The organism is Vreelandella sp. L-25 (assembly GCF_056857535.1).
In genome coordinates this window covers 23,423-47,891 of the sequence record NZ_JBSXNH010000043.1, presented here as the reverse complement: position 1 = coordinate 47,891, position 24,469 = coordinate 23,423, and the positions used below count along the sequence as shown (strand labels likewise).

The following is a 24,469-nucleotide window of genomic DNA, read 5'->3' as shown; positions in this document are numbered from 1 at the left end:
CTTATTTTCTGCCCAGTGAATTCTTATTTTCTGTTCAGATTGTTACCAGTCAGGCCCAAGCAAGCTTGAACCACCCCGAAAAATCTATCGCATTATAAAGATAAGCGCGGCCAATGACCACATCCCTGATGGCCTCCAAAAGTGCTATATGCATTTGTAGTGCATTTGTTTCTGGTACAAAAAACGCCACCCGAAGGTGGCGTTGATTCAACGTTTTAAGTAATGCCCTAATTTAGCGCACTACGGACCTGCACTCATTAACTCGCCTGACGTGGCAGCTTCAAAAACTGCACATTCGACATATGCTGAAGAATACGAATGACCTGGCAGCTATAACCAAACTCATTGTCGTACCAGACGTAGACCACTGCATGATTGCCGTTAGCAATGGTCGCTTTGGCATCAACAATGCCCGCGTGGCGATTACCAACGAAGTCAGAAGAAACCACTTCTGCAGAGTCAACGAAATCGATTTGCTTTTGGTAAGCAGAATCAATCGACATACGGCGCAGGTAGTCGTTCAGCGCGTCTGCATCGGTACCTTTATCCAGCGTCAGATTCAAAATCGCCATAGATACGTTCGGGGTCGGTACGCGAATGGCGTTACCAGTCAGCTTGCCTTCTAACTCCGGCAGCGCCTTAGCAACCGCTTTAGCTGCGCCTGTTTCGGTCAGCACCATGTTAAGCGCCGCACTACGGCCACGACGATCACCTTTATGATAGTTATCAATCAGGTTCTGGTCGTTGGTATAGGAGTGAACGGTCTCAACGTGCCCTGTCGCCACACCGTACTCATCGTTGAGTACTTTCAACACCGGCACAATGGCGTTCGTCGTACAGGAAGCCGCCGACACGATGCGGTCATTATCGCCAATCGTTTCGTGATTAATGCCGAATACGATATTTTTGATGTCACCTTTACCCGGCGCCGTCAGCAGCGCTTTTGCTGCACCTTTACACTCAAGGTGCTGGCCTAGACCCGCTTCATCACGCCAAATACCGGTGTTATCAACAATCACCGCGTTGTGAATATCGTAGGTGGTGTAATCAATTTCGCTGGGGGAGTCGGCGTAGATGACCTGCACCACGTTGCCGTTAATGGTCAGCGTACGCGCGTCAGCATCCACGGCGATGGTGCCATCAAACGGGCCATGAACCGAGTCGCGGCGCAGCAGACTGGCACGCTTCTCCAGGTCTTTCGCCACATCACCACGGCCGCGCACCACAATGGCACGCAAACGCAGTAGGTTTCCGCCGCCAGCCTTCTCGACCATCACGCGCGCCAGCAGGCGACCAATACGGCCAAAACCATACAGCACGACGTCTTGAGGCTCGCCTTTGTTGCCGCCCGGCTGAAAGCCGTCGATGATCTCGCCTAGCTCATGGCGCAAAAACGCATCAAGGTCGCCACCGCCCTGGCGCTTAAAGCTCACTGCTAGCTTACCCACATCGACGTGAGCAGGCCCCAGATTCATCTCACTCATCGCTTTTACGATGGGGTACGTGTCTTCTACCGACAGCTCTGTGCCTTCAATTTTGCGCACAAAACGGTGATCTTTAAGGATACGAATGACCGACCGCTTGATCAGAGAGCGTCCGAACATCGTGGCCACAACGTTGTTCTGGCGATAGAGCTGCCCCACTAGTGGGATCATTTGCTCCGCCAGAGCTTCGTTGTTTTGCCATTCCTGAAAAACGTTTTCGAGCGCTTGCTGACTCACGTGCGGCCTCATTGAGTTATGAACGGGGATGTCCCGAGCATTATCCGGAGCTTATTAAGGTGCCGCAATGGATGGATAGTCGCACAACATGTAGGGGTATTACAGAAACAGGGTATTGACTACAAACGCCAATGATGCAGCGACCAAGCGATCTTAACACCCCATGGCGCCAAAGCCTCTGCGCGAAAGGGCGGATCGTGTATGATCTTGGTTCCGTTTCTGTGCAAAACGATACCTTTACTATGCCTTCTTTCTCTCTGCTCGAACCGCCTCAGCCGCAAGGGATTCGCGATACGCTCTATTTGCAAGCGCCGCCGGGCAGTGCGACTGCCCTGGCGCTAGCTCAGGTAGCGTCAAGCGCACCGTTACTGGTGATCACTCCCAACACCGCCAGCGCCCAGAGGCTGGAACAAGATCTCGCTTTTTATAGCAGCGTGCCGGTTCTCCCCTTCCCCGATTGGGAAACCTTGCCCTACGACAGCTTCTCGCCCCACCAAGATATTATTTCTGCTCGGCTGAGAACGCTGCGCCTGCTACAGGATGGCGTGCGCGGTATCGTGCTTGTGCCGGTCAATACCCTCATGCAGCGGCTGCCGCCTGTCTCGTACATCGCTGGCCGCGTGATGACGCTAAAGGCGGGGGCCACGCTGAATCGCGAAACATTCCGCGAATCACTCTCCCGGGCAGGCTATCGTGCGGTAGAGACCGTGTATGAGCCAGGCGAATACGCCATGCGCGGCGCGATTATCGACCTATTTGCCATGGGCATGGATGAGCCGATTCGTATTGATCTATTTGATGATGAGATCGACACACTGCGCCACTTCGACCCCGGCAGCCAGCGCTCTACCAACAAAGTGGATGTCATCGAACTGCTGCCTGCCCATGAATACTCGCTCAGCCGCAGCGCGATTGCCTGCTTTCGTGAGCAGTTTGAAACCCTGTTTGATGTCGACCCGCGCCAGTGCCCGCTCTATAACGATGCGCTGAAAGCGATTCCCTCTCCTGGGCTAGAGCAGTATTTACCGCTCTTTTTCGAGGAAACCGCCTCACTGTTTGAGCATCTCACCGTAGATACTCGCATCGCCTTACTCCCAGACGTTTTCCACGCGGCTGAGCAGCACTGGCAGTCGATTGAATCGCGCTATGAGAATTTAGGTGTTGACCCTACGCGGCCGCTACTACCGCCTCACCGGGCGTTCTTCCCGGTTAACGAAGTGTTTTCAGCCATTAAAGGGCGACCTCGCCTTGAATTCACTGAGGACGACAGCCAACGCCATGCGCTTGCTCCTCTGGCCCAAGCACTCCCCTCTCTGGCCATCAATGCGCGCGCCAAACAGCCGCTGAGCGAGCTGGCGAGCTTCTTAGATAACCATCCCAAGACCCGCATGCTGTTTGTTGCCGAGTCTCGCGGGCGGCGAGAAGCACTGGAGGAAGTCCTCTCCCCGCTGAAACTATCGCTGCCCCATAGCGATAGTTTCCAGGCTTTTTTAGCAGGCAGCGAGCACATCGCTATAACGGAAAGCTTGGTGGGTAGCGGCCTATGGCTCACCGAGCCCGATGTCGCGGTAATTAGCGAAACCGAGCTGTTTGGCGACGTCGTGCGGCAAAGCCGTCGGCGGGAAAAAGCCACCGACGATAACGAACTAGCGGTCCGCCACCTTTCCGAGTTGCGCGAAGGAGCACCGGTGGTTCACCAAGCCCACGGCGTAGGCCGCTACCTGGGCCTGGAGACTCTGGAAGCGGGCGGCCAGGCCAACGAGTTTCTCGCCCTCTCCTATGCAGACGGTGCCAAGCTGTATGTGCCGGTGGATAGCCTGCACCTTATTTCACGCTATAGCGGCGCCGATGACGAACTCGCTCCGCTGCATAAGCTGGGCTCCGACCAGTGGGAGAAAGCCCGCCGCAAAGCCGCTGAAAAAATTCGCGACACCGCCGCAGAGCTATTGGATATTTACGCCCGCCGTGAAGCCCAGCAAGGCACGATATACGACTCACCGGGGGATGAGTACGTTCGCTTTTCAGCCAGCTTCCCGTTTGAGGAAACACCCGACCAGCAAGCCGCCATTGAGGCGGTGATTAGCGATATGGTGTCGCCACAGCCAATGGATCGCGTGGTATGTGGCGACGTCGGCTTTGGTAAAACCGAGGTGGCCATGCGCGCCGCCTTCCTCGCCGTACAGTCCGGCAGACAGGTCGTAGTGCTAGTGCCGACAACGCTGCTAGCACGCCAGCACTTCGAGAACTTCCGCGACCGCTTTGCCGACACTGCCGTCAATATCAGCCTAATCTCGCGCTTTACCGGTGGCAAAGAGATGACGCAAACCCTGGAAGGCATCAAAAGCGGCCAAACCGATATCGTTATTGGCACCCATAAGCTGCTCTCGAAAAGCGTCGAGCTGCCCAAAATGGGACTGCTGATTATCGATGAAGAGCACCGCTTCGGCGTCGCCCAAAAAGAGAAGTTGAAAACCCTACGCGCGGAAATCGACATTCTCACACTCACCGCCACGCCTATTCCGCGTACGCTCAATATGGCCATGAGCGGCATCCGTGACCTTTCTATCATCGCCACTCCGCCCGCAAGGCGCTTATCGGTAAAAACTTTTATACAGCAGCGCGATAACAGCATTATTAAGGAAGCGCTACTGCGGGAGATCCTGCGCGGCGGTCAGGTCTACTTCCTGCACAACGAAGTTAAAACCATTGAGAATGCTGCTGAACAGATCCGCGAGCTAGTGCCGGAAGCCCGCGTTGCTGTGGCCCACGGCCAGCTTCCAGAGCGCAGCCTTGAGCGGGTGATGTCTGATTTCTACCACCGACGCTTTAACGTGCTGGTGTGCTCCACCATTATAGAAACCGGCATTGACGTACCTAGCGCCAACACCATTTTGATTGAGCGTGCGGATAAGTTCGGCCTAGCACAGCTACACCAGCTGCGCGGCCGCGTAGGGCGCAGCCACCATCAGGCCTATGCTTACCTACTAACCCCGCCACCCAAAGCCATGACGCGAGATGCCGTAAAACGCCTTGAGGCGATTAGCGCCTCCGACGACCTGGGGGCAGGCTTTACATTGGCCAGCCACGATATGGAAATTCGCGGTGCGGGTGAGCTTTTGGGCGACGAGCAGAGCGGCCAAATGGAAACCATTGGCTACACCCTTTATATGGAAATGCTGGATCGGGCGGTGAAAGCAATCCGCGCAGGCAAAACCCCTAACATCGACGCGCCCTTCAACACAGGCGTCGAAATAAGCCTGAATCTGCCTGCCCTCATTCCCGATGATTACATTCACGATGTACAGCAGCGCCTAGTCATGTATAAACGCATCGCTAATACGCAATCAAATACCGAGCTTAAAGAGTTGCAGGTAGAGTTGATCGACCGTTTTGGTCTACTGCCACAGCCGTTGAAGAACCTGATTCGGCAGACGAAGCTGCGCCACCGGGCAGAACAGCTCGGTGTTGCGCGCATAGAAGCAGGTGAACAGCGCGGCCGCGTTATTTTTAACACCACTACCCAGGTAGACCCGCTGACCCTGGTCACGCTGATTCAAAAATCTCCCCAGCACTACCGCTTAGATGGTTCCGATACTTTACGTTTTGAATTTCCAATGGAAACGGTCGAACAGCGTTTCGAAAAGATTGAAGCACTGCTAACGACCCTTAATCAAAAAGTAGCGGCGGCGTGAACCTTGGGGCAAACTTGTCATTAAGCAGCACATATCGGTAACGCATCGCTGCCCATTACCATGCGTACCAGCAGTGCATACATTGATTAGGATCGACCATGAACATTCGTAAGAACATTACCCGTTGGGGGCCTACCAGCCTGGCAGTTCTGCTGGCAGCGAGCCTTGTGGGCCCCGTTTATGCACAGCCGTCGGCCGAGCAGGCCGAAAACACTGCGGCGATTACTGACGACGCCACTGCTAGTGCAGAGCAAGTTGCTGAGGCGCAGGAACTACCGCGCGGCCACTTCCGACTACCCGAGCACGGCGACATTATTGGTGAGTACTACACCGTTACGGTGGAAGACCCCGAAGAGACGCTTATCGACATCGCTCGTCGCCATAATATTGGCTACGAAGAGATTCGCATGGCGAACCCAGACGTTAGCTTATGGGTACCGGGTAAAGGCACCGAGGTAGTGATCCCTGCGCGGTACATTCTGCCGCCTGCGCCACGCGAGGGCGTGGTGGTCAATCTCTCCGAGCTGCGCCTTTACTACTACCCTGCCGACAATCCCGGCATTGTGGAAACCTACCCTGTCAGCGTTGGCCGCGAGGAGTTCGCGACTCCGGTAGGCATCACGCGGACCACGGTCAAAGTCAAAGACCCTGCCTGGGCACCGCCCGCCTCGATGCGTCGTGAAGCGGCTGCAAGAGGCGAGCCTGCACCCGCTATCGTTCCACCAGGGCCTGACAACCCGCTTGGCCGTCATGCCATCTTGCTGGCTATGCCGAGCTACTTGATCCATGGGACCAATCGTCCTGATGGCGTGGGTATGCGTGTCAGCCGTGGCTGTATTCGCATGTACCCGGAAGATATCGAGTCGCTGTATGAACGCCTACCAAGCGGCACTAAGGTAAACCTGATGGATGCGCCTTTTAAAGCAGGCTGGGCGGCAGACGGCACACTGTTTGTGCAATCCTACCCTCAGCTGGAAGAGAACGTAGGCAACTTTGAGCCGCTTCTTAATGCCATTGAGCGGGTCAGCGAACTAGCAGAAGATCAAGCAGAAGTGGATTACGAGCAGGTCAAACGCGCGGTGGAAGCACCAGACGGCCGCTTTGTGGCGCTATATAGCCCGCAAGCACCCGCCCCTGAGCAGGAACCCGAGCCGCAGCCCACTCAGCAGCTAGAGGGAATTTTGGAAGGTGTCGAGCTTTCCACGACCGTTCGAGTTGAAGGCGACGCTTAACGCGCAAAGCGCTAGCCAACAAAAAACCCCGCCGAGGCGGGGTTTTTCACATCTACAGCGACCACCGAACATGCATCATGCTCGGTGGCCCAAGCAGAATTACTTCTGCATGGAACGCTGGAACATGCGGTTCATTTCTTCACGGTTCTGCTCAGACATCTGCAGAGCAGCTTGCGCGTCGCGCTGAGCTTGGTTTGCAGTGTTCAGAGCTTGTGAAGCCATGCTGCGTGCTTCTGCGGCATCAGCCTGTGCAGATTCAGCAGTCATGCGAACTTCTTCCAGAGCGCTGGTAGAAGCACAGCCAGCCAGGATTGCCAGAGAAGCGGCAGCGGCAGTCATCTTCAGAGCAGTCTTCAGAGTCATAATGTTCTCCTTGAGTCTTCCTTGGGTACTACGTTAAGGGTATGACAAAAAATAAAGCTAAAGCGTTAGCTTAAATTTGTCTACCTGCGGTGCAGGTTCTTTACAGCGACTTGTACCAGGGTTACGTACCAAGGCACGCAAGTCAAACGCTGTTTTATAATAGACCACAGCGGTTGTCTATAGCCACATATTTAAAACCTAGAACTTCCTTCAACAACACAAGCCTAGCGGATCACCACGCGTGTGCCAACATCTACTAATTCGGCCACACGTACGATCTGTTCATTGGTGACTGCCACACACCCTTGGGTCCAGTGGAAGCTACCATGGATCTCTGGATCACCGCCGCCAACTCCGTGAATCCCAATAGCGCCACCCAACGCAGTATTCTGCGGGGGAGAGCCATAACGCCGGTAGTGGTCAAAATAGGCTTCGTAATCCGCTTGGGAGTAGATACCTTTTTCAAGCGCCATACGTGCGTGAGGTGGCGTAGGATAATCGATACCAATAAAGATATGCCACTGGCTTTCGAAATTAAATCGATTAACTCTGAATTCGCCCAGCGGTGTAACGTTATCGCCGCGAATTCGCTGGGTTTTTGCGCCACCGCGCCCCAATGAAATAGGCGCAAAGCGCTCTACCAGCGCATTCCCGCGAAAAATGGTCAGCGTTGCCTCTTTATCGTCAATTAGCACCCACAACTCACTACTGTGGCGTGGCACAGCAGCGCGAGAAAGCAGCGTCTCAACCAAATCGGTTGACTCATAATCATTTACAGCGCTTGTAGCAGTTGCGCTAGCCACTGCTGGCCAGCCCAGTGCCAACGCCAAAAATCGGCGACGGTTCACAGACATTATTTTGCTCTCAAATACAGGCCAGTGTGGCTAGGCCGAGGACACATTAGTGGCGGCTGTTATACCTTATTCACACAGCTATTGTCAGCGTTTCGACCATCAAATTAGCGTTCAGAATAACGAGCAGCACTGAAACAAACTTTAATTCAACGTTCACTAAATATCGTCAAACTCCTGCATGCTCGCGACTAGTTTGCGAGCTTCTGCATTATGACCTTCTGCCAATGCGCTAAAAAACGTCTCCTCGGGCTCAATTTTGGCCCGAGAAGCGCGATGTTCATAAAGGCTTTGCAACTTACGATGGGACTCTACCGCTGTTTTGGTTAGCTCATCAATCGAACCTGCCACGCTCTGCTTTGCCAGAGCATCAAGCTCAGGGGGCTGGGGGAAGTCGCTTGAATCGTCAAACCATATTTCTAACACTTGACGATGATCCGAGCCATCGTGCAACAGCGCCTCAAGCCCTGTTTTCATCTTTAGCTCGCTATCGGCTAGGTAGGTGAGCACCATGGCTAGGCGCTCATGCTCGGCTTGTTCTGCGCCAGCGCTGTATTGGCGCGCCATGCGGCCATGATAACCCGCTGCCCACTCAATGAGATCTTTGACTTGATTATAGCGCATCCGTGCCTCCTGTATCGCTGTTTTCATACAACGTGGTGACGAATAGGCACATTTCAACCTATCAGAGTAAGCAACCAGACGCTATTGGCAACCTCTCCCTCTATCACCACCGCACTGCCGCTGGACTACCACTCTTGGCTTGTCTCCCGTAGCGAGGCAATATCACGCTTAGCCGCTTGGAGGTTCTCTAACAGTTGCTCGGCTAACGTCAACTGGCTACCTACCGCAATCATAGAAGGATTTTGCACAGCGCGACGCGCAGCACCATCATCACTGTGCAGCTTCTCTAGCTGCCCCACCAGCCAGTAAAGCCAGCTTTCCGGCTGCTGCATGGCATCGCGTAGACGCTGCAGCTCTGCCACATCGGGGCCGTCACTGGCGAGCAGCGCGCGCCAGTCATGGCTCGTCAACCGTGCGTGCTCGGTTACCTCTTTGAGCAGCGAGCCCAGTGCTAGCTCGAACAGCGCCAGCGCGCTCTCTTCGATGGCCATCCGTCGGGCAGGGCTGTGCTCATCATCGCCAACCGGCAGGCCGACCAGCAGCTCGGCCTGATACAGCAGTTGATTGGTACGCGAACGCGGGCTCACTTGCGCTTATCCTCCACATGCCATTTGCCGCCTTCAAAGGTCGCCTTCCAGCCGGTCGCTTTGCCCTCTTCGTCTGTCATCACGTACTGCTCTTTGTTTTTACGCGAGAAGCGGATCTGCGCGGGGCGGCCATCGGGGTCTTCGCTTGGCGCATCAAGAATAAAGTGATACTTCTCTGGCAGCTCGTCAGCGTGAGCTTTCAGCTCTTTAACCAGCGGCGGGCGGGTTTCACGGTTTTTAGGGAACTTGCTAGCCGCCAGGAACAGGCCACTCGCGCCATCCCGTAGAACATAGTGGTCATCTACCTTTTGGCAAGCCAGCTCCGGCATGGGGATCGGGTCCATCTTCGGCGGCGCGACGTCACCACTGCGCAGCAGCTTGCGGGTGTTTTTACACTCGCTGTTGGTGCAGCCAAAGTATTTGCCAAATCGGCCAGATTTTAGCTGCATCTCGGAGCCGCACTTATCGCACTCAATGACCGGGCCATCGTAGCCTTTAATCTTGAACTTGCCGCTCTCTACTTCGTAACCGTCACAGTCTGGGCTGTTGCCACAAATATGAAGCTTACGAGTTTCGTCAATCAGGTAGTTATCCATCGCCGTGCCGCATTTCGGGCAGCGACGCTTGGCACGTAGGGCATTGGTTTCCGCTTCTTCGCCCGCGTCTTCCGCCACGGCCTCTTCACCAGGAATCAGGTCAATGGTGGTTTTGCAGCGTTCTTTAGGCGGCAAGTTGTAGCCGCTGCAGCCCAAAAACACACCGGTAGAGGCGGTTCGAATCTGCATTTCTCGGCCACAGCTGGGGCAGTCGATATCAGTCGGCACCGGCTGGTTCGGACGCATGCCCTCCTCGCTTTCAGCCTTCATCAGCTCCATGCGGAACTCATCGTAGAAGGCATCAAGCAGCTCCCGCCAATTGCGCTCGCCTTCAGCCACTTCATCAAGGCTGTCCTCCATGCGGGCGGTGAAGGAGTAGTCCATTAAGTCAGGGAAGGACTCTTTCAACCGCTCGGTGACGATATCGCCCAATTTTTCGGCATAAAAACGGCGGTTCTCCAGCTTCACGTAGCCACGATCTTGGATAGTCGAAATAATCGATGCGTAGGTGGAGGGGCGGCCAATGCCCTGCTTCTCTAGTTCTTTGACCAAGCTGGCTTCGGTGTAGCGCGCGGGCGGCTTGGTAAAATGCTGCTGAGGGTCGAGTTTTTCTAGCTGCATTGCCGTGCCCGTCGGCAGGTCAGGCAGGCTTTGATCTTCGTTTTTGCCCGTAGGCTTCATTACCCGGGTGTAACCATCAAATTTCAGCACGCGGCCTTTGGCACGCAGGTCGTAGCCATCTACTTCCACACTGAGCGTGCTGGAGAGGTATTCGGCTGGGGTCATCTGACACGCCACAAATTGCCGCCAAATAAGCTCGTAGAGGCGTTCGGCGTCACGCTCCATACCTGCCAAGTCAGTCGCTTTGCGCTCGACGCTAGAGGGCCGGATGGCTTCGTGCGCTTCTTGAGCACTCTCTTTGCTGCTGTATCGATTAGGCGACTCAGGCAAATAGCGCGCACCATACTCATCACCAATAAACGAACGGACACTCTCCACCGCGTCTTTAGATAGGTTGGTGGAATCGGTACGCATATAGGTGATGTAGCCCGCTTCATAAAGCCGCTGGGCCATGGTCATGGTCTTCTTCACCGAAAACCCTAATCGGCCGCTGGCTGCCTGCTGAAGCGTAGAGGTGATAAACGGCGCGGTCGGTTTAGAGCTGGTGGGTTTATCTTCCCGCGAGGTAATCGAGAGCTTGGCTTTGCGCAGCTGCTCAATACGCGCCAGGGTATCCTTTTCAGAGGTGGGACGGAACGGCTTGCCATCCTGGCGAACAAGGGCAAAACGCACCAATTCTCCATCCGGAGAGAGGAGATCCGCATGAACGTCCCAAAACTCTTCGGGAATAAAAGCGCGAATCTCCCGCTCACGTTCCACAATCAGACGCACCGCGACAGATTGTACGCGCCCGGCGGAAAGCCCGCGGGCAATCTTGGCCCACAATAGCGGCGAGAGCATAAAGCCCACTACGCGGTCCAAGAAGCGGCGTGCCTGCTGGGCTTCAACCCGGGGGATGTTCAAGACACCGGGGGCTTTAAACGCATCCTGAATGGCGTTTTTAGTAATTTCGTTGAACACCACGCGCTTGTAGCGGCTATCGTCGCCACCGATGGTTTCGCGAAGGTGCCAAGCAATCGCCTCCCCTTCACGATCCAAATCCGTAGCGAGATAAACAGCATCGGCCTTCTCAGCCAGTTTCTTTAACTCAGCAACTACTTTCTCTTTCCCCGGAAGCACTTCATAGCGCGCTTCCCAGCCGTTATCTGGGTCAATCCCCATGCGTCGAATGAGCTGGTCGTGAGCTTTGCGCTTTTTATACTCCGCCTTCTCTTCCGCCGACATCTTACGCGTTGCCGCGGCCTGGCGTGCACGCTCCTTTGGGTCGGAGGCTGCCTTACCTGAGCCGCTGGTCGGCAGGTCACGGATATGACCTACGCTCGACTTTACGATGAAATCGTTGCCGAGATATTTATTAATCGTCTTCGCTTTCGCTGGCGATTCGACGATGACCAGTGACTTGCCCATAGTGCTCCACTTTTCTATTGCCCAGGCGCTATCGCCCATGCTTTGAATACGTTGCCGCCTCAATGTGTGCTTGGCGACCATGAGAAAAATGCGCCTACCCTACCCCAGCCCTTCATTAAGCGCTAGTAGCAACCGCCTCTTAAGGAGCTAAGCGAACACTAACAACAACGCATTGGCGGCGCGGTGCGTTTTACGATGCTTTTTTGGATCAGGGTAGCTAGACACTAGACTGCCGCTCGGCACTCGGCAACCCAAATAGCCGCCTATCAATGCAAAAGCCCCCGCTAAAAAGCGGGGGCGAAGGCGTCTTAGCAACTTTATCTAACGCTTACGGGGCGAGCTTCTGCGCTGCCCAGCCGGCCGGGTGGCTGGCTTTTTCTTTGGCGCCTCTACCGATGATTCTTGGGCCTTTTCAGCCGTTACCGTGTTACTCGCTTCGGCTGCTATTTCCGCTGTAGCCGCAGTGGGGTCAGATGTGGGCGCTGTTTCAGGGGCTGGCGCCGCCAAGGCAGCGGGACGCGCTTTATCAAACAACGCTTTTACTTGGTCAAACCGCTTAGCGGCATGTTCAGTTAACTCACCGCTAGCGGCAAAGACATGCTCTAAGTGGCTAATATAGTTATCTATCTCCTCACCGGTTTGCCCTTTTAATAGCTCCGGCAACGTATTAAGCGCCTGCTCACGATCAAGCTTCAAAATAAAGAACTGCTCACGCACTAGGCGCTTAAATTCGCTCAAGGAGGTGCTGGGTTCAAGCTCCGCCCGAGAGGCGCGTAGGCGCTTAAAGTTACGCTCATCGGTGGCCGGTGCGCCACCTAGCACATAGATCACTGAACGCATCACGGCTTCATGAGGGCCACCCTGAGCAATTTTATGACGCAGCTCATTTTGGCGGTTTTCAATAAAGCGGCGGTGCTCAGGCTCTGCGCCAGGACGGCGGCGATGTACATGGGCATCCCCGTACAAGCCAACAGCGGCCTGGAGCAGCGGTTGACCATAAATATCCATAAACAGGCGCTCGGTTGAGCTATCGCGCAGGTCACGCCATGCATTCAGGCTCACTACAATTTGATCAGATGCCATGAGCTCTAGCGCTTTAAATATGTTGTCCTGCTCCACCGGCTGACGATAGCGGCGCACGTAGTCGGCCATAACCGGTAGCGGCACCGTCAGCGGGTTACGGTCTGACATGAGCTTGTAGCCCAGGCGAATGGGGTGCATACGCCGTATCCAGCGCGCCGCCTCGGGTGTCATGATGGACTGTATCCACGGCTGCACGTAGAGACGATAAAACCCCAGGTTAATTTCAGAGATGCGGGCAACGGTGGCGAAGCGACGATCATCCTCCGGCTGATGCATCACGTCACGATCAAGCTCCTCGAAGTTGCGCGGCGCAAATTCCAGCAGATAGTCACGCTCAATCAGCTCGGCGTCTGTGTGTTCGTCGGCATGAGAAATCGTCGTTTCGTACAGCCCTGGCGGCATCACATCGATGTAGTCCATGTTGGCCGTAAATTCGGAGTGCTCTTTGCGGGAAACACTGCCAGATACGAAGATTCCCAGGTGCCCAGTGGTATCATGCAAGCAGTAAATAATCGTCTGCTCATTCGCAATGATATCCTCTTCGCCCGCGTACAGATCACGAATCCACCCCAGGGCCTGAGGCGGTGGCGTAATATCGTCCCCCCGTGAGCAAAACACCACCACAGGCGAGCGTACATTACGCAGATCAATACGCCGTCCATCGCGGGTAACCAGTTGCGCCGTAGAAAGGCGATTGCCGACAAATAAGTTATCGACAATGTACTGGATCTCATTACCGCCCAGCACCACATGACCACCCCACCAGCGTTCAAACTCTAAATAGCGTTTGGACTCGGTATCAATATTGGCATACAGGTGGTACTGCTTTTTCCAGTAGGTATTAGCCGGGTTGAGGCGCTCAAAGTTCTGAACCAGCCACGCCCCATCAAATAGGCCGTTGCCGATATCACTGGTCAATGCAGTAATCCAACTTCCCCCTGTCATACCGCCGGTATAACGCATGGGCGCCTTGCCATGCTCGCCAGCCCAATAAGAGAGCGGTGCACCAGCGATTAAGATTGGCCCAAATACTTCAGGCTCAAGGGCGGCGGCCATCATGATTTGCCAGCCCGCTTGGCAGTTACCAACCACCATCGGTTTTTCAGTGGTTTCCGGGTGTAGCGCAATCACGTGGCGCAAAAAGGCCACTTCCGACTCCACCACATCTTCCACCGTTTGGCCTGGCTCAGGGAAAGGTAAAAAGCCGATAAAGTAGCAGGGATGGCCCGCTTTTAGCGCGACACCGAGTTCGCTATCAGGCTTAAAACCGCCGATACCAGGGCCATGGCCTGCACGCGGGTCAATAACAACAAAGGGGCGTTTTTGTGGGTCAATCTGGATATTCTTAGGCGGCAATACCCGCAGTAACTCATAGTTAGTCGGATTAGGCAGCGTACGGCCATCCACTAACACCTCGGTTTCAAAGCCGAGCACATTGGGCTTCGTTTGCTCCATGTGTTCGAGATACTGGTTGCCGCGCTCGCGCATGACATCCCAATAAAGGATGTTGCGCTCTACACTGTCACGCCAGTAGCTAACCGCGGCACGACCAAACCCAAAAGGGTCCATCATGCTAGCGAGAGCTTCACCGCCCGGTAACGCCGCGGAATCATTCGATGAGCCAAACCAAGGAGCAGCAAGCGCATTGGCGGTAAGCAAAGGATTAGCGAGAAAGTTCATATATTCTCCCATTGGGTTGATGCATGGCACCAATCCCGAAGCAATGATGCTGCAATGCAATATAGTTTAGGCCACTCCTTGCCTAACGTCGATGACTCCCCCCTTTTTTTCCAACGACCGTCTTATTGATCGAAACGTACACCGTTTATATACCGCCAAGCTTTCAAGGCGGTAGCCCTAAATCAGTGATAGCATTTCGACGCTGAGGCCAAGCCCTATATAACAGGCCTTATACAGTGCGCTTTTTTACCGAGGAAGTTTACCCTGAGGTGGTTATGTCATCCCCCACGCTGCTCAACCGCTTAACGTTTCGACAGCTACAAGTGTTTCAGGCAGTGCATCAACAACGCTCCTATTCACGGGCCGCCGAGCAGCTCGGCCTGACACAACCAGCCGTGAGCGCGCAGATTCGACAGCTTGAGCAAGCGTTGGGGCAGCCTCTCTTTAAGTATGCGGGGAAAACTCTCCACGTGCTGCCAACGGCCGATACACTGGCCCTCTCTACGCGGGAAATCTTTGGTCAGCTGTCGCGGCTGCAAATGAGCCTTTCAGACATTAACGGCAAAATCAGCGGCAAGTTGAACGTCGCTGCCGTCTCCTCCGCGCAGTATGTCGTGCCCTATGTGCTGGCTAAATTTCGCGCACGATACCCGGATGTTCAGTTGCGTTTAAAGGTGTGTAACCGCAGCCAAGCACTTGAGCGGCTGGCCGAACAACAAGACGACGTGGTGATCATGGCCATGGTGCCAGAAGACGACGGCTTGGTGGTTATGCCAATTCTTGAAAACGAGCTTGTGGCGGTAGTGTGGCCAGAACATCCTCTGCTAAGTATGCCCAATCCAACGCTGACGGATTTCGCACGCCATTTCGTACTAATGCGCGAACCAGGATCAGGGGTGCGCAGTGCCTTCGAGCAGCTCGCCGTGGATCAGGAAGTGGGGCTGGCCCACCGTATCGAGCTGGGCACCAACGAAGCTATCAAACAAGGAGTCATGGCTCACCTGGGCGTCGCCGTGTTGCCCCGCTTAGCCGTACAGCGCGAGCTCGAACAGGGGTTGCTAGCTACCCTGGAACTGCCCAACTTCCCCATTCGCCGCGCTTGGTGCACGGTGTATCGCCGAGACCACTTTCCCACTCCGGTAGCAGAGCTCTTCCTGCGTTTTGTGCGTGAGCATCTGAGCGAGTTCCAGCGCCACTTCCAAGCGACTGGCAGCCCGCTTCCTAGCCATGGAGTTTCCTGCTTACCCGCCCTGTCACTGGAATAGGATCACTAGCGGTTCTACGGTGTCTTGTTGATTGCCAAATATGTTACATTATTTACAACCTACGTATCAGTTAGCGTTACTCAGGGCATGGTAAACAGTTGCATCGCGGCCACATTTTGCACGTATATTTTTCGTGATGCGTCGCTCGGATTTTCTGCTTACCAGCCGCACAGTAGAGAGGCTCTCTCCTATGAGCAACACCCCTTCCCAGCGCGTGCCCAGCGGCGAAAAATTCCGTAACGAACATGGCATGACGGTGATTAAAGATGGCATGAAGCAGCGCAAAGCGCAGGCAGATGCCCCTTCACTTGAGCGCAAGCCAAAGTGGCTGCGCGCGCAAATTCCCGGCGGCGAGCGTTTTGAGGCCGTTAAGAAAAACGTGGCGACGCACCGGCTCAGCACCGTTTGCGCTGAATCCCATTGTCCTAACATGGGTGAATGCTGGAGCAATGGTACCGCCACCATTATGTTGATGGGCTCAGTATGTACCCGCGCTTGCCGCTTCTGTGCGGTTGATACTGGCAACCCTAAAGGTTGGCTGGATCACGAAGAGCCGGAAAATACCGCCAAATCCGTCGAGCTAATGGGTCTTCGCTATATCGTGCTGACCTCAGTAGACCGTGACGATCTAGACGATGGTGGCGCCACCCACTACGCCAACTGTATTCGCGCCATTAAAGCGCGCACGCCGGAGGTGGTTGTTGAGGCGTTAACGCCTGATTTTGATGGCGATAAAGCCGCTATTGAGCGCGTGGTCGATTCAGGGCTTGAGGTGTTTGCGCAAAACGTTGAGACCGTTGAGCGGCTGACCAGCAAAGTGCGCGACCCTCGCGCTGGCTACCGCAAAACGCTCGACGTATTGGCCCACGCCAAGCAGTATCGCCCCGACATCATCACCAAAACCAGCTTGATGCTGGGGCTGGGAGAAACGGACGAAGAGATCCTGCAAACCTTCGACGATTTGCGTGAGATTGGTGTCGATATCGTGACGTTAGGCCAATACCTGCGCCCAACCAAAAACCACTTGGCCGTGGAGCGCTGGGTAAGCCCAGAAGAGTTCGAGCGCTATCGCGTACTAGGCCTTGAGAAAGGCTTTATGGAAGTGCCATCCGGCCCGCTGGTACGCTCTAGCTACCGGGCAGACCGCGTGTTCGAAAAGAACAACTTGGGTCTTGCCGCTCCTGCGGCCATTCCAGGTCAAGAGCCGGACAGCAACCGCATCCCCGCCTTCAACGTCGGCTAACTCGCCGCGGACTGCCTGCATACAGCGCTCTGCAGGCAGTCTTCGTTACTCAGGCACCACCAAGGTACGCTTCAGTCGCGCGGCCAACGCCTGCGCAAGCCGTTCGCCAACGTCTTTACCATTAGTCCCGTCTTGTCCATGAGAGAGATCGACCAAGTCGGCAAGACAAGTGACCTGCATACCCGCGTAGCCACAAGGATTGATACGCGCAAACGGCGACAGGTCGCCGTCGACGTTCAGCGCGACGCCATGGTAGCTGGCCCCACGACGAATACGCAGGCCGAGCGAGGCGATTTTGGCCTCCCCCATGGCCGTTTCTACGTAAACCCCCGGCGCATCGGGCTTGGCCCAGCCGCGCACTCCATACGCGTCTAGCACGTCGATCACGGCATTTTCGAGCGCCGTGACCAAGTCGCGCACGCCGATCTTGCCCCGACGCACGTCCAGCAGCGGATAGAGGACCACCTGCCCCGGCCCGTGATAGGTAACCTGTCCGCCCCGGTCGGTATTGACCACAGGAATATCGCCCGGCATCAACAGGTGTTCTGGCTTGCCCGCCTGCCCTTGGGTAAATACAGGCTCATGCTCGACCAGCCAAAATTGATCCGCCGTGTTTTCATCGCGCGTGTCGGTAAGCTCACGCATGGCTTCCCATACTGGTAGATAGGGGCGATAGCCGAGGCGGTGCAGAGCAATCGGGGCGTCGTCGCTCATGGTCATACCACCATGTGCACGCGGCCAGTGGCCTTCAGCTCGTTGAACAGTTGGCTCAACTGCTGCTCCCCTGTGGCCACGATGGTGACTCGAACGGACTGGAAACGACCATTGCGACTATCCACGACTTCCAACGTGGTCTCATCGAAGTCAGGCGCGTGACGCACGATGACTTGACACACGGTGGCTGGAAAATCGTCAGCCGCATCGCCCACGACCTTTAACGGGTAATCGCACGGGAAGGTAATTTTGGGTGGCTCTTTCGCCACGGGCTGGCGTAAATCACGCAGCCCTTGCTTGGCACCTTTTTTCATAACTCGCCTTTACATTAAGTGAATCGTTGGGCTAATCCCAATAAATAAGGCCCAACCTCTCACAATACAAGGCGTATGTGAGAAGCTGGGCCCAACACTGGCCGTTTAGCTGGTGAAATTACTGATCAAGTTGCTGAAGAAACGCTGCACTTGATCGAACAGGCGCTTGAACAGCCCACCCTCTTCGATGTTTTCCAGCGCGACGAGCTGGCGCTCCCCCACCATCTCTTCGCCTAGATAGACTTCCAGCGTACCAACGTCGTCACCTACTGCCACAGGTGCTTGAATGTCAGCATCCAAATTTAGACGGGCGCGGAGCTCTTCATTGCGATTGCGGGGCAGCGTCATGAAAACCTCTTCATCCACCCCCACACGTAGCTCGTTGATGTCCCCGCCCCACACGCGCGGCGTTGCCAGCACGGCGCCGCGCTCATAGAGCTTCATGGTTTCATAGAAACGGAAGCCATAGCTCAGAAGCTTTTGCGATTCCTGGGCACGCGCCTCTTCGGAACTGGTGCCCATCACCACGGAGATCAGACGCATGCCATCACGCTGCGCCGAAGCGACCAGGCAGTAACCTGCTTCGGTGGTCCAGCCGGTTTTCAGGCCGTCTACGGTCGGGTCGCGCCACAACAGGCGGTTACGGTTCGGCTGATCGATGCCCGCAAACGAGAAGTTACGCTGTGAATAGATGGCGTAGTGCTCGGGATAGTCGTTGATAATGTAACGAGACAAACGCGCCATATCATGGGCGGTCGAGTAGTGATTCTCATGGGGCAAGCCAGTGGCATTCATGAAGTGGGTATCGTTCATGCCCAAACGCGTGGCGTGCTGATTCATTAGGTCGGCAAACGGCGCTTCACCGCCCGCCAGATGTTCTGCCATGGCCACGCTGGCATCGTTACCCGAGACGATGATGATGCCATGAAGCAGATTATCCACCGAAACACGATCGCCCACTTCGATGAACATCTTCGAGCCGCCGGTACGCCAAGCGTTTTCGCTGATATTGACCATATCGGTCAGGTTGATGGTGCCACGATCCAGCTCACGCTCCACCAAATAAGCGGTCATCAGTTTGGTCAAACTTGCTGGCGGCAAACGCTCATCGGCGTTGTGCTCTGCAAGAATGCGACCACTGTTGGCGTCCATCAAAATCCACGAACTCGCGGCAAGCTGCGGTGGTGCAGGGATGATCGTTTGGGGTTGAGGGATCACCTGAGCCATCGCCGGGGCGACGACGGCCGTCATCGCTGCGAAGAGGCAGAGCTTGGCGGTACGGCGGATTGACATCATTACATTCATCACATACTTCTCACTGACAAAGAAAAATGGCGGCGCATGATACGCCACTTGGGCACATGTAGAGAGCGATTATCTCACGACAAATACTTGAGGAAAGCCTGCGCGACGAAGTTCTTCACGAGCCTGTGTCTCTTGACTGGGACTGACGGGGCCGACCTGAACGCGGTGAACGTCGGTCTCACTTTGCACTCGAACGCCGCGGGGTAACTCATCCGACAGCCGCTGCTGTAGCTGCTGCGCTCCTTCGGCACTCCCCAGCGCAGCCACCTGCAAATAGACGGCATGACCACTGCTCGGCTCGGCTGACGCTGCCCTAACAGGCCGAGTCTCAGAAACAGGTGTGGAAGCCGCAGCGGCGGGGGCCGCCGATGTGGCTTGGGGGGACGAAACGCTGCCCCCTCGACCACGCTCGGCTAACCACTGAGCAGGGTCGATCGCCTCGACGCGCACGGGCCCGGTTCCGTTTTCGAGAATCCCCAAGCGTGCTGCCGCCGCATAAGAGAGGTCGATTTCACGATCGCTATGGAACGGGCCGCGGTCATTGACGCGAACGATCACCGAGCGTCCGTTGTTCAAACTGGTGACCCTGGCAAAGGTGGGCAGCGGGAGCGAGCGGTGAGCTGCCGACATTTTGTACATGTCGTAAATCTCACCGTTGGACGTGGCGTAGCCGTGGAATTTTTCACCATACCAAGACGCCGTACCCTGGCGCGCATAGCCGCGTGAGTCGGGCAGCACGTGATAGGTTTCGCCCCACACTTCATAGGTGGAACGGTTGCCCGCCCGGGAAGGCGCTTCGATTCGCGGCTCGGCATCGGGTACGGTGCTGACATCCGGCGGCGCCACCGGGTAGGCATCGCCAGTCATCGCATAGCGCTCGCCACTGGCAGCCGCCGGAGCAGCAGGCGCGGAGCTTGAAGCACCTACCTCTCCGCCTGTACGCTGCGGCGCTTGGCTGGCACACCCGCTCACCAAGGCAGCTAACAGCAGCGAGCCGCTTAGGTAGCGCATATTGATTCGCAGTTTAGTCATGCTCAGCCTCAGCTTGCTGCTTGATAGCCTCTGCCAGTTCGGCGACTGCCATGGCGTAGAGGTGGCTATGGTTATAGCGGGTAATCACATAGAAATTGTACTCACCCAGCCGGTAGCTTTCCTGGCCATCGGCATACTCCAGCACCAGTGGCACCACTGGCGTATCGGGCGTTAAGGAAGTTTCCGTCACCACACCCTGCTCAGCGGCTTCGGCAGCCGTCGTGCTTGGGCGCACCGTCTGATTGAAGCTCAGCGCTTCAGGGAGCTCTTCAGGGCCTTCGGCTTCATGGTAAATCGCGCCGCCTCGTTGCCAACCATGCTCGGCGAAGTAATTGGCAACGCTACCAATCGCATCGACTGGGTTATTCCACAAATCGCGCTTCGCGTCACCGTCAAAATCGACGGCGTACGCTTGATAGCTGGTAGGTATGAATTGAGGGTAGCCCATGGCCCCTGCATAGGAGCCGTAGAGCGACTCGGGTGCCACCTCTTGCTGATAGGCGATGGTCAAAAAGGCCGCTAGCTCGCCGCGAAAGAAATCGCCGCGTACCGGGTGGTGAAATGCCAGCGTGGCGAGAGAGTCCAACACTTTATGACGCCCTTTGTGGCGACCGTAGTAGGTCTCTACACCCATGATGGCGGTAATCACTTCCGGCGGCACGCCGTATTCCGACTCGGCACGCGCCAGCGCATCGGCATGGGCCTTCATGAACGCAACCCCTTCGTCGATACGCTGCTCGGTTAGAAAAATATCGCGATACTCGAACCAGCGCAGCCGACGCTCGGCCGCGCCTGCCATGGCATCCAACACTTCCTGTCGATAGCTTGCCTGAGCCAGCGCTTGCTCCAGCCACGCATTTGGCACGCCCTGCTCGGCCAGCTCGTCAGCCAGTTGCTGGGTTTGCGGATTATGCTGCGGATCGAAACTGACCGTTTCCTCAGCGACGACCGCTGGGGCCGAACACGCTACTAGCATGGCAATGGCATAGCCACTCGCTTGACTTCGCGCCCTGTTCATTTGCTCACCACTCCTGTGAATTCATACTGCCACGACCTTGACCGTCAGCGTGGCAGTAACCGCCGATGGGCGTGTATGGACATGAGAATACCGAACCCCGCTAACAAGGTCACGCTAGAGGTGCCGCCATAACTGACCAGTGGCAGCGGCACGCCCACCACCGGCAAAATGCCGCTCACCATACCCACATTGACAAATACATAGATAAAAAACGTCAAGATAATACTGCCCGCAAACAGCCGCCCAAAGGTATCCTGGGATGACGATGCCAGCCATAAGCCGCGGCCTACAATCATGATATATAGTGTTAGCAGCAAGAGCATACCCACCAGGCCGAACTCCTCACCAAGTACAGCAATAATAAAGTCGGTATGTCGCTCTGGCAGGAACTCAAGCTGAGACTGCGTTCCTTCCAACCACCCCTTTCCCCACAGCCCGCCGCTGCCAATAGCCGTGGTGGATTGAATAATGTTCCACCCTGAGCCCAACGGGTCGCTATCAGGGTCTAAAAATGTCAGTACCCGCTGGCGCTGGTAGTTGTGCATGTTCATCCATAGTACCGGCAGGCCCGCCGCGCCCAGGGCCGCGACCAAGCCAATGAGCTTCCAAGAGAGCCCAGCCAGAAGCACCACAATCACCGCAGCACTAGCCACCAGCAGCGATGTCCCAAGGTCAGGCTGGATAGCCGTGAGCACCACGGGCACGCCGATAATCACCGCACACACCACAATATCACGCAGCCTAGGCGGCAACTGGCAGCGATTTAAGTAAGCGGCCACCATGAGCGGTACGGCTAACTTCATCATCTCAGAGGGCTGAAAACGGATAACCCCCGGAATTTCCAGCCAACGCTTGGCGCCCATACCTACATCGCCGACAACTTCAACCGCCAACAGCATCGCTAGCCCAGCACCGTAAGCCAGCGGGGCCCAGCGTAAAAAAGTTGAAGGGGAAAATTGTGCAATAATCACCATGCCAGAAAGCGCAATACCAAAGCGCATGGCTTGGGCAATCACGGTGTCGATACGCTGCCCGGAAGCGCTGTAAAGCACCACCAAACCGCCACCCATCAACACCAACAGCATCCCTAGCAGCCAAGGGTCGAGGTGGATACGCTCCCAAATACTTTTGCGACGGGCAATACCGCTATCAGGCGGGCGTACCGGATAACGGCGCAGCGAGCGGGTAATCAGTTGCCAAGGCATCGCTAGTTACCCTCCACGTTGGCGGTATCTTCCTCTAACACCTCTTTGACTTCCTCGGCCTCGGGGGCCTCATCTTCGAGCAGCCAAGCATCCGTCATCGCCCGCGCCAAATGCGCGGCATGAGTGCTGCCGCCCCCCGCGTTTTCAACGATGACCGATACCGCAATTTTCGGTTCTTCAATGGGCGCAAAAGCCATAAAGAGCGCGTGGTCTCGTAGCCGCTCCTCTAACTCCTCCGCGTTGTAACGCTGATCCTGGCCGAGCGAGAACACCTGGGCCGTGCCTGACTTGCCCCCCATGCGATACTCGAGCCCAACCCCAGTTCGACGCGCCGTACCCTCGCTGCCACTGAGCACTTTTTCCATACCGCTATATACCCGATCCCACCAGTTATCGTTGGCCAGCTGAATATCGGGGAGCGTATCGGGTAGTTCTGCGGGCACTGGCTCTTCACCAATACGCAGGGCAAGGCGAGGCTTCACCCAGTGTCCACGGTTTGCCAACGCGGCAGTGGCACTGGCCAATTGCAGAGGTGTGACCTGCCAGTAGCCTTGGCCAATTCCCACCGATAGCGTTTCACCGGGGTACCAGGGCTGGTTGAAACGTGCTCGCTTCCAGTCTCGGGAGGGCATGAGTCCAGTGCTTTCCCCCTGCACATCGTGGGCAACGCGCTGGCCAAAACCAAAGTTGGTCATACGCTCATGGAGCTTATCAATGCCGAGGTCATGAGCCAGCGTGTAGTAGTAGGTGTTGTTGGAGACCGCTATCGAGCGCTCCATATCGACACGGCCATGCCCCCAGCGCAGCCAGTTACGGTAGCGTCGGGAGTCGTTTGGTAGCTGATAAAAGCCGGGGTCATTAATGGTGCTGTCGGGGGTAATGACCCCTTCCACCAAACCTGCCAGGGCCAGAAACGGCTTGATGGTGGAGCCCGGCGGGTAGTGTCCTCGAATGGCACGGTTAAACAGTGGCAGGTCGATATCTTCCTGCAGTGCTCGATAAGAGGCTACGTCGATCCCGGTCACAAACTGGTTGCTATCAAACCCCGGGGTCGACACCATCGCCAGAATCTCACCAGTATTTGGCACAATAGCCACAATAGAGCCACGCCGACCATCCAAAAGCTCGTAAGCCAGCATCTGCAGGGAGCGGTCGAGAGTAAGCGTTAAGTTAGCGCCGGGCACCGGGTCAGTACGGCCAAGCTCGCGAAGCACGCGACCACGGGCGTTGGTCTCTACCTTGCGTAGGCCCGCCTCTCCATGTAGCTCGGTTTCGTAAAAACGCTCGACACCGGTCTTGCCAATAAAGTGCGTGCCCGCGTAGCGGCCTGGGTCTAAGTCCTGTAGCTCTTCGGCGTTAATACGTCCCACATACCCCAGCGCATGAGCCATGACTTCAGCATCGGGATAGTAGCGCAACAGCTGGGCTTCAACTTCAACACCAGGCAGCAGGTGGCGGTTAACGGCCAGTCGCGCAATCTGCTCTTCGCTTAAGTCACTCATCAGCAGTGCAGGTTGAAAAGGACGCTGACGCTGCCGCGAGCGCACCTGAAATGCCTCTATCTCTTCCTCAGGCAGCTCTAATAAATCGACGAGCAGGGCCAGAGTGTCGTCTAGATCATCGACGCGCTCACGCACCAGGGTAAGGTTGTAGGTAGGACGGTTTTCCGCCAGCAGCGCACCGTTACGATCATAGATAAGCCCGCGGTTAGGCGGCAGAGGCTCGACGCGTACCCGGTTCTTCTCGGAGCGCGTGCTGTATAAATCGTGTTGAACGATTTGCAAATAGCCAAGGCGGCTTACCAGCAAGCTCGTCAACACAATCACTACCAAGACAGCAAGCAGCGCCCTGACACGGAAAATACGCAGCTCTTGCTCAGGATTTTTTAGCGTGTCACGGCGCTGGGGCATGGCAAC

Annotated in this window: 18 protein-coding genes; 4 read left to right on the top strand and 14 right to left on the bottom strand. The window is 55.9% G+C overall.

Going from position 1 to position 24,469, the window contains the following annotated elements:
• Nucleotides 1–257: 257 nt before the first annotated feature.
• On the bottom strand, nt 258–1,721 hold the full coding sequence (locus AC13CN_RS04440; protein WP_044628069.1) for a glyceraldehyde-3-phosphate dehydrogenase: 1,464 nt from the start codon (nt 1,719–1,721) through the stop codon (nt 258–260).
• Between the two features lie 242 nt (nt 1,722–1,963).
• Here AC13CN_RS04440 and mfd point away from each other — a divergent pair, with 242 nt between their 5' ends.
• Nucleotides 1,964–5,413, top strand: a complete 3,450-nt coding sequence (mfd, locus tag AC13CN_RS04435; RefSeq protein ID WP_253557028.1) for a transcription-repair coupling factor — start codon at nt 1,964–1,966, stop codon at nt 5,411–5,413.
• Nucleotides 5,414–5,511: 98 nt separating this feature from the next.
• A complete protein-coding gene (locus AC13CN_RS04430) occupies nt 5,512–6,645 on the top strand; it encodes a L,D-transpeptidase family protein (RefSeq protein WP_253557027.1) in 1,134 nt (377 codons plus the stop codon).
• Nucleotides 6,646–6,744: 99 nt separating this feature from the next.
• Here AC13CN_RS04430 and AC13CN_RS04425 read toward each other — a convergent pair whose 3' ends face one another.
• The 6 genes from AC13CN_RS04425 to AC13CN_RS04400 all read right to left on the bottom strand — a co-directional run bounded on the left by AC13CN_RS04425 (nt 6,745) and on the right by AC13CN_RS04400 (nt 14,457).
• Nucleotides 6,745–7,008 carry an Lpp/OprI family alanine-zipper lipoprotein gene (locus AC13CN_RS04425; protein WP_016914087.1) on the bottom strand — a complete coding sequence of 88 codons (264 nt, stop codon included), beginning with the start codon at nt 7,006–7,008 and terminating at the stop codon, nt 6,745–6,747.
• A 224-nt stretch (nt 7,009–7,232) separates the two neighbouring features.
• The gene (locus AC13CN_RS04420; protein ID WP_089674789.1) at nt 7,233–7,865 is read right to left on the bottom strand and encodes a L,D-transpeptidase family protein; all 633 of its coding nucleotides are present in this window, start codon (nt 7,863–7,865) and stop codon (nt 7,233–7,235) included.
• A gap of 153 nt (nt 7,866–8,018) precedes the next feature.
• Entirely contained in the window at nt 8,019–8,483 is a 465-nt protein-coding gene (locus AC13CN_RS04415; RefSeq protein WP_228219516.1) for a 2-hydroxyacyl-CoA dehydratase, read from the bottom strand.
• A 125-nt stretch (nt 8,484–8,608) separates the two neighbouring features.
• The gene (locus AC13CN_RS04410) at nt 8,609–9,070 is read right to left on the bottom strand and encodes a DUF6586 family protein (RefSeq protein ID WP_054640988.1); all 462 of its coding nucleotides are present in this window, start codon (nt 9,068–9,070) and stop codon (nt 8,609–8,611) included.
• The gene (gene topA, locus AC13CN_RS04405; protein ID WP_172416734.1) at nt 9,067–11,694 is read right to left on the bottom strand and encodes a type I DNA topoisomerase; all 2,628 of its coding nucleotides are present in this window, start codon (nt 11,692–11,694) and stop codon (nt 9,067–9,069) included. Before topA ends, AC13CN_RS04410 begins: the two co-directional genes overlap by 4 nt.
• Before the next feature lie 321 nt (nt 11,695–12,015).
• Nucleotides 12,016–14,457: a DUF3141 domain-containing protein gene (locus tag AC13CN_RS04400; protein WP_172514420.1), complete on the bottom strand. Its 2,442-nt coding sequence runs from the start codon at nt 14,455–14,457 to the stop codon at nt 12,016–12,018.
• Between the two features lie 275 nt (nt 14,458–14,732).
• Here AC13CN_RS04400 and AC13CN_RS04395 point away from each other — a divergent pair, with 275 nt between their 5' ends.
• Both AC13CN_RS04395 and lipA read left to right on the top strand, forming a co-directional pair.
• A complete protein-coding gene (locus AC13CN_RS04395) occupies nt 14,733–15,722 on the top strand; it encodes a LysR family transcriptional regulator (RefSeq protein WP_062359427.1) in 990 nt (329 codons plus the stop codon).
• Between the two features lie 190 nt (nt 15,723–15,912).
• Entirely contained in the window at nt 15,913–16,965 is a 1,053-nt protein-coding gene (gene lipA, locus AC13CN_RS04390) for a lipoyl synthase (protein ID WP_044628077.1), read from the top strand.
• Between the two features lie 45 nt (nt 16,966–17,010).
• Here lipA and lipB read toward each other — a convergent pair whose 3' ends face one another.
• The 7 genes from lipB to mrdA all read right to left on the bottom strand — a co-directional run bounded on the left by lipB (nt 17,011) and on the right by mrdA (nt 24,463).
• A complete protein-coding gene (lipB, locus tag AC13CN_RS04385; protein ID WP_054645017.1) occupies nt 17,011–17,679 on the bottom strand; it encodes a lipoyl(octanoyl) transferase LipB in 669 nt (222 codons plus the stop codon).
• A gap of 2 nt (nt 17,680–17,681) precedes the next feature.
• Entirely contained in the window at nt 17,682–17,993 is a 312-nt protein-coding gene (locus AC13CN_RS04380; RefSeq protein WP_044628079.1) for an HP0495 family protein, read from the bottom strand.
• A 105-nt stretch (nt 17,994–18,098) separates the two neighbouring features.
• Complete coding sequence (locus AC13CN_RS04375) at nt 18,099–19,298, bottom strand: D-alanyl-D-alanine carboxypeptidase family protein (protein WP_058577796.1); 1,200 nt, start codon at nt 19,296–19,298, stop codon at nt 18,099–18,101.
• Nucleotides 19,299–19,367: 69 nt separating this feature from the next.
• The gene (locus tag AC13CN_RS04370) at nt 19,368–20,330 is read right to left on the bottom strand and encodes a septal ring lytic transglycosylase RlpA family protein (RefSeq protein WP_058577797.1); all 963 of its coding nucleotides are present in this window, start codon (nt 20,328–20,330) and stop codon (nt 19,368–19,370) included.
• Complete coding sequence (gene mltB, locus AC13CN_RS04365; protein ID WP_172514419.1) at nt 20,323–21,348, bottom strand: lytic murein transglycosylase B; 1,026 nt, start codon at nt 21,346–21,348, stop codon at nt 20,323–20,325. The genes AC13CN_RS04370 and mltB overlap by 8 nt, the downstream gene beginning before the upstream one ends.
• A 44-nt stretch (nt 21,349–21,392) precedes the next feature.
• The gene (gene rodA, locus AC13CN_RS04360; RefSeq protein ID WP_044628083.1) at nt 21,393–22,553 is read right to left on the bottom strand and encodes a rod shape-determining protein RodA; all 1,161 of its coding nucleotides are present in this window, start codon (nt 22,551–22,553) and stop codon (nt 21,393–21,395) included.
• Nucleotides 22,554–22,555: 2 nt separating this feature from the next.
• A complete protein-coding gene (gene mrdA, locus AC13CN_RS04355) occupies nt 22,556–24,463 on the bottom strand; it encodes a penicillin-binding protein 2 (RefSeq protein WP_253557026.1) in 1,908 nt (635 codons plus the stop codon).
• Nucleotides 24,464–24,469 lie beyond the last annotated feature (6 nt).

Excerpts from the sequence above, each read along its gene's own strand:
- mfd (WP_253557028.1), top strand. The coding sequence starts at position 1,964 with ATGCCTTCTTTCTCTCTGCTCGAACCGCCTCAGCCGCAAGGGATTCGC.
- AC13CN_RS04430 (WP_253557027.1), top strand. The coding sequence starts at position 5,512 with ATGAACATTCGTAAGAACATTACCCGTTGGGGGCCTACCAGCCTGGCA.
- AC13CN_RS04425 (WP_016914087.1), bottom strand. The coding sequence starts at position 7,008 with ATGACTCTGAAGACTGCTCTGAAGATGACTGCCGCTGCCGCTTCTCTG.
- AC13CN_RS04415 (WP_228219516.1), bottom strand. The coding sequence starts at position 8,483 with ATGCGCTATAATCAAGTCAAAGATCTCATTGAGTGGGCAGCGGGTTAT.
- topA (WP_172416734.1), bottom strand. The coding sequence starts at position 11,694 with ATGGGCAAGTCACTGGTCATCGTCGAATCGCCAGCGAAAGCGAAGACG.
- AC13CN_RS04400 (WP_172514420.1), bottom strand. The coding sequence starts at position 14,457 with ATGAACTTTCTCGCTAATCCTTTGCTTACCGCCAATGCGCTTGCTGCT.
- AC13CN_RS04395 (WP_062359427.1), top strand. The coding sequence starts at position 14,733 with ATGTCATCCCCCACGCTGCTCAACCGCTTAACGTTTCGACAGCTACAA.
- lipA (WP_044628077.1), top strand. The coding sequence starts at position 15,913 with ATGAGCAACACCCCTTCCCAGCGCGTGCCCAGCGGCGAAAAATTCCGT.
- lipB (WP_054645017.1), bottom strand. The coding sequence starts at position 17,679 with ATGAGCGACGACGCCCCGATTGCTCTGCACCGCCTCGGCTATCGCCCC.
- AC13CN_RS04380 (WP_044628079.1), bottom strand. The coding sequence starts at position 17,993 with ATGAAAAAAGGTGCCAAGCAAGGGCTGCGTGATTTACGCCAGCCCGTG.
- AC13CN_RS04375 (WP_058577796.1), bottom strand. The coding sequence starts at position 19,298 with ATGAATGTAATGATGTCAATCCGCCGTACCGCCAAGCTCTGCCTCTTC.
- AC13CN_RS04370 (WP_058577797.1), bottom strand. The coding sequence starts at position 20,330 with ATGACTAAACTGCGAATCAATATGCGCTACCTAAGCGGCTCGCTGCTG.
- mltB (WP_172514419.1), bottom strand. The coding sequence starts at position 21,348 with ATGAACAGGGCGCGAAGTCAAGCGAGTGGCTATGCCATTGCCATGCTA.
- rodA (WP_044628083.1), bottom strand. The coding sequence starts at position 22,553 with ATGCCTTGGCAACTGATTACCCGCTCGCTGCGCCGTTATCCGGTACGC.
- mrdA (WP_253557026.1), bottom strand. The coding sequence starts at position 24,463 with ATGCCCCAGCGCCGTGACACGCTAAAAAATCCTGAGCAAGAGCTGCGT.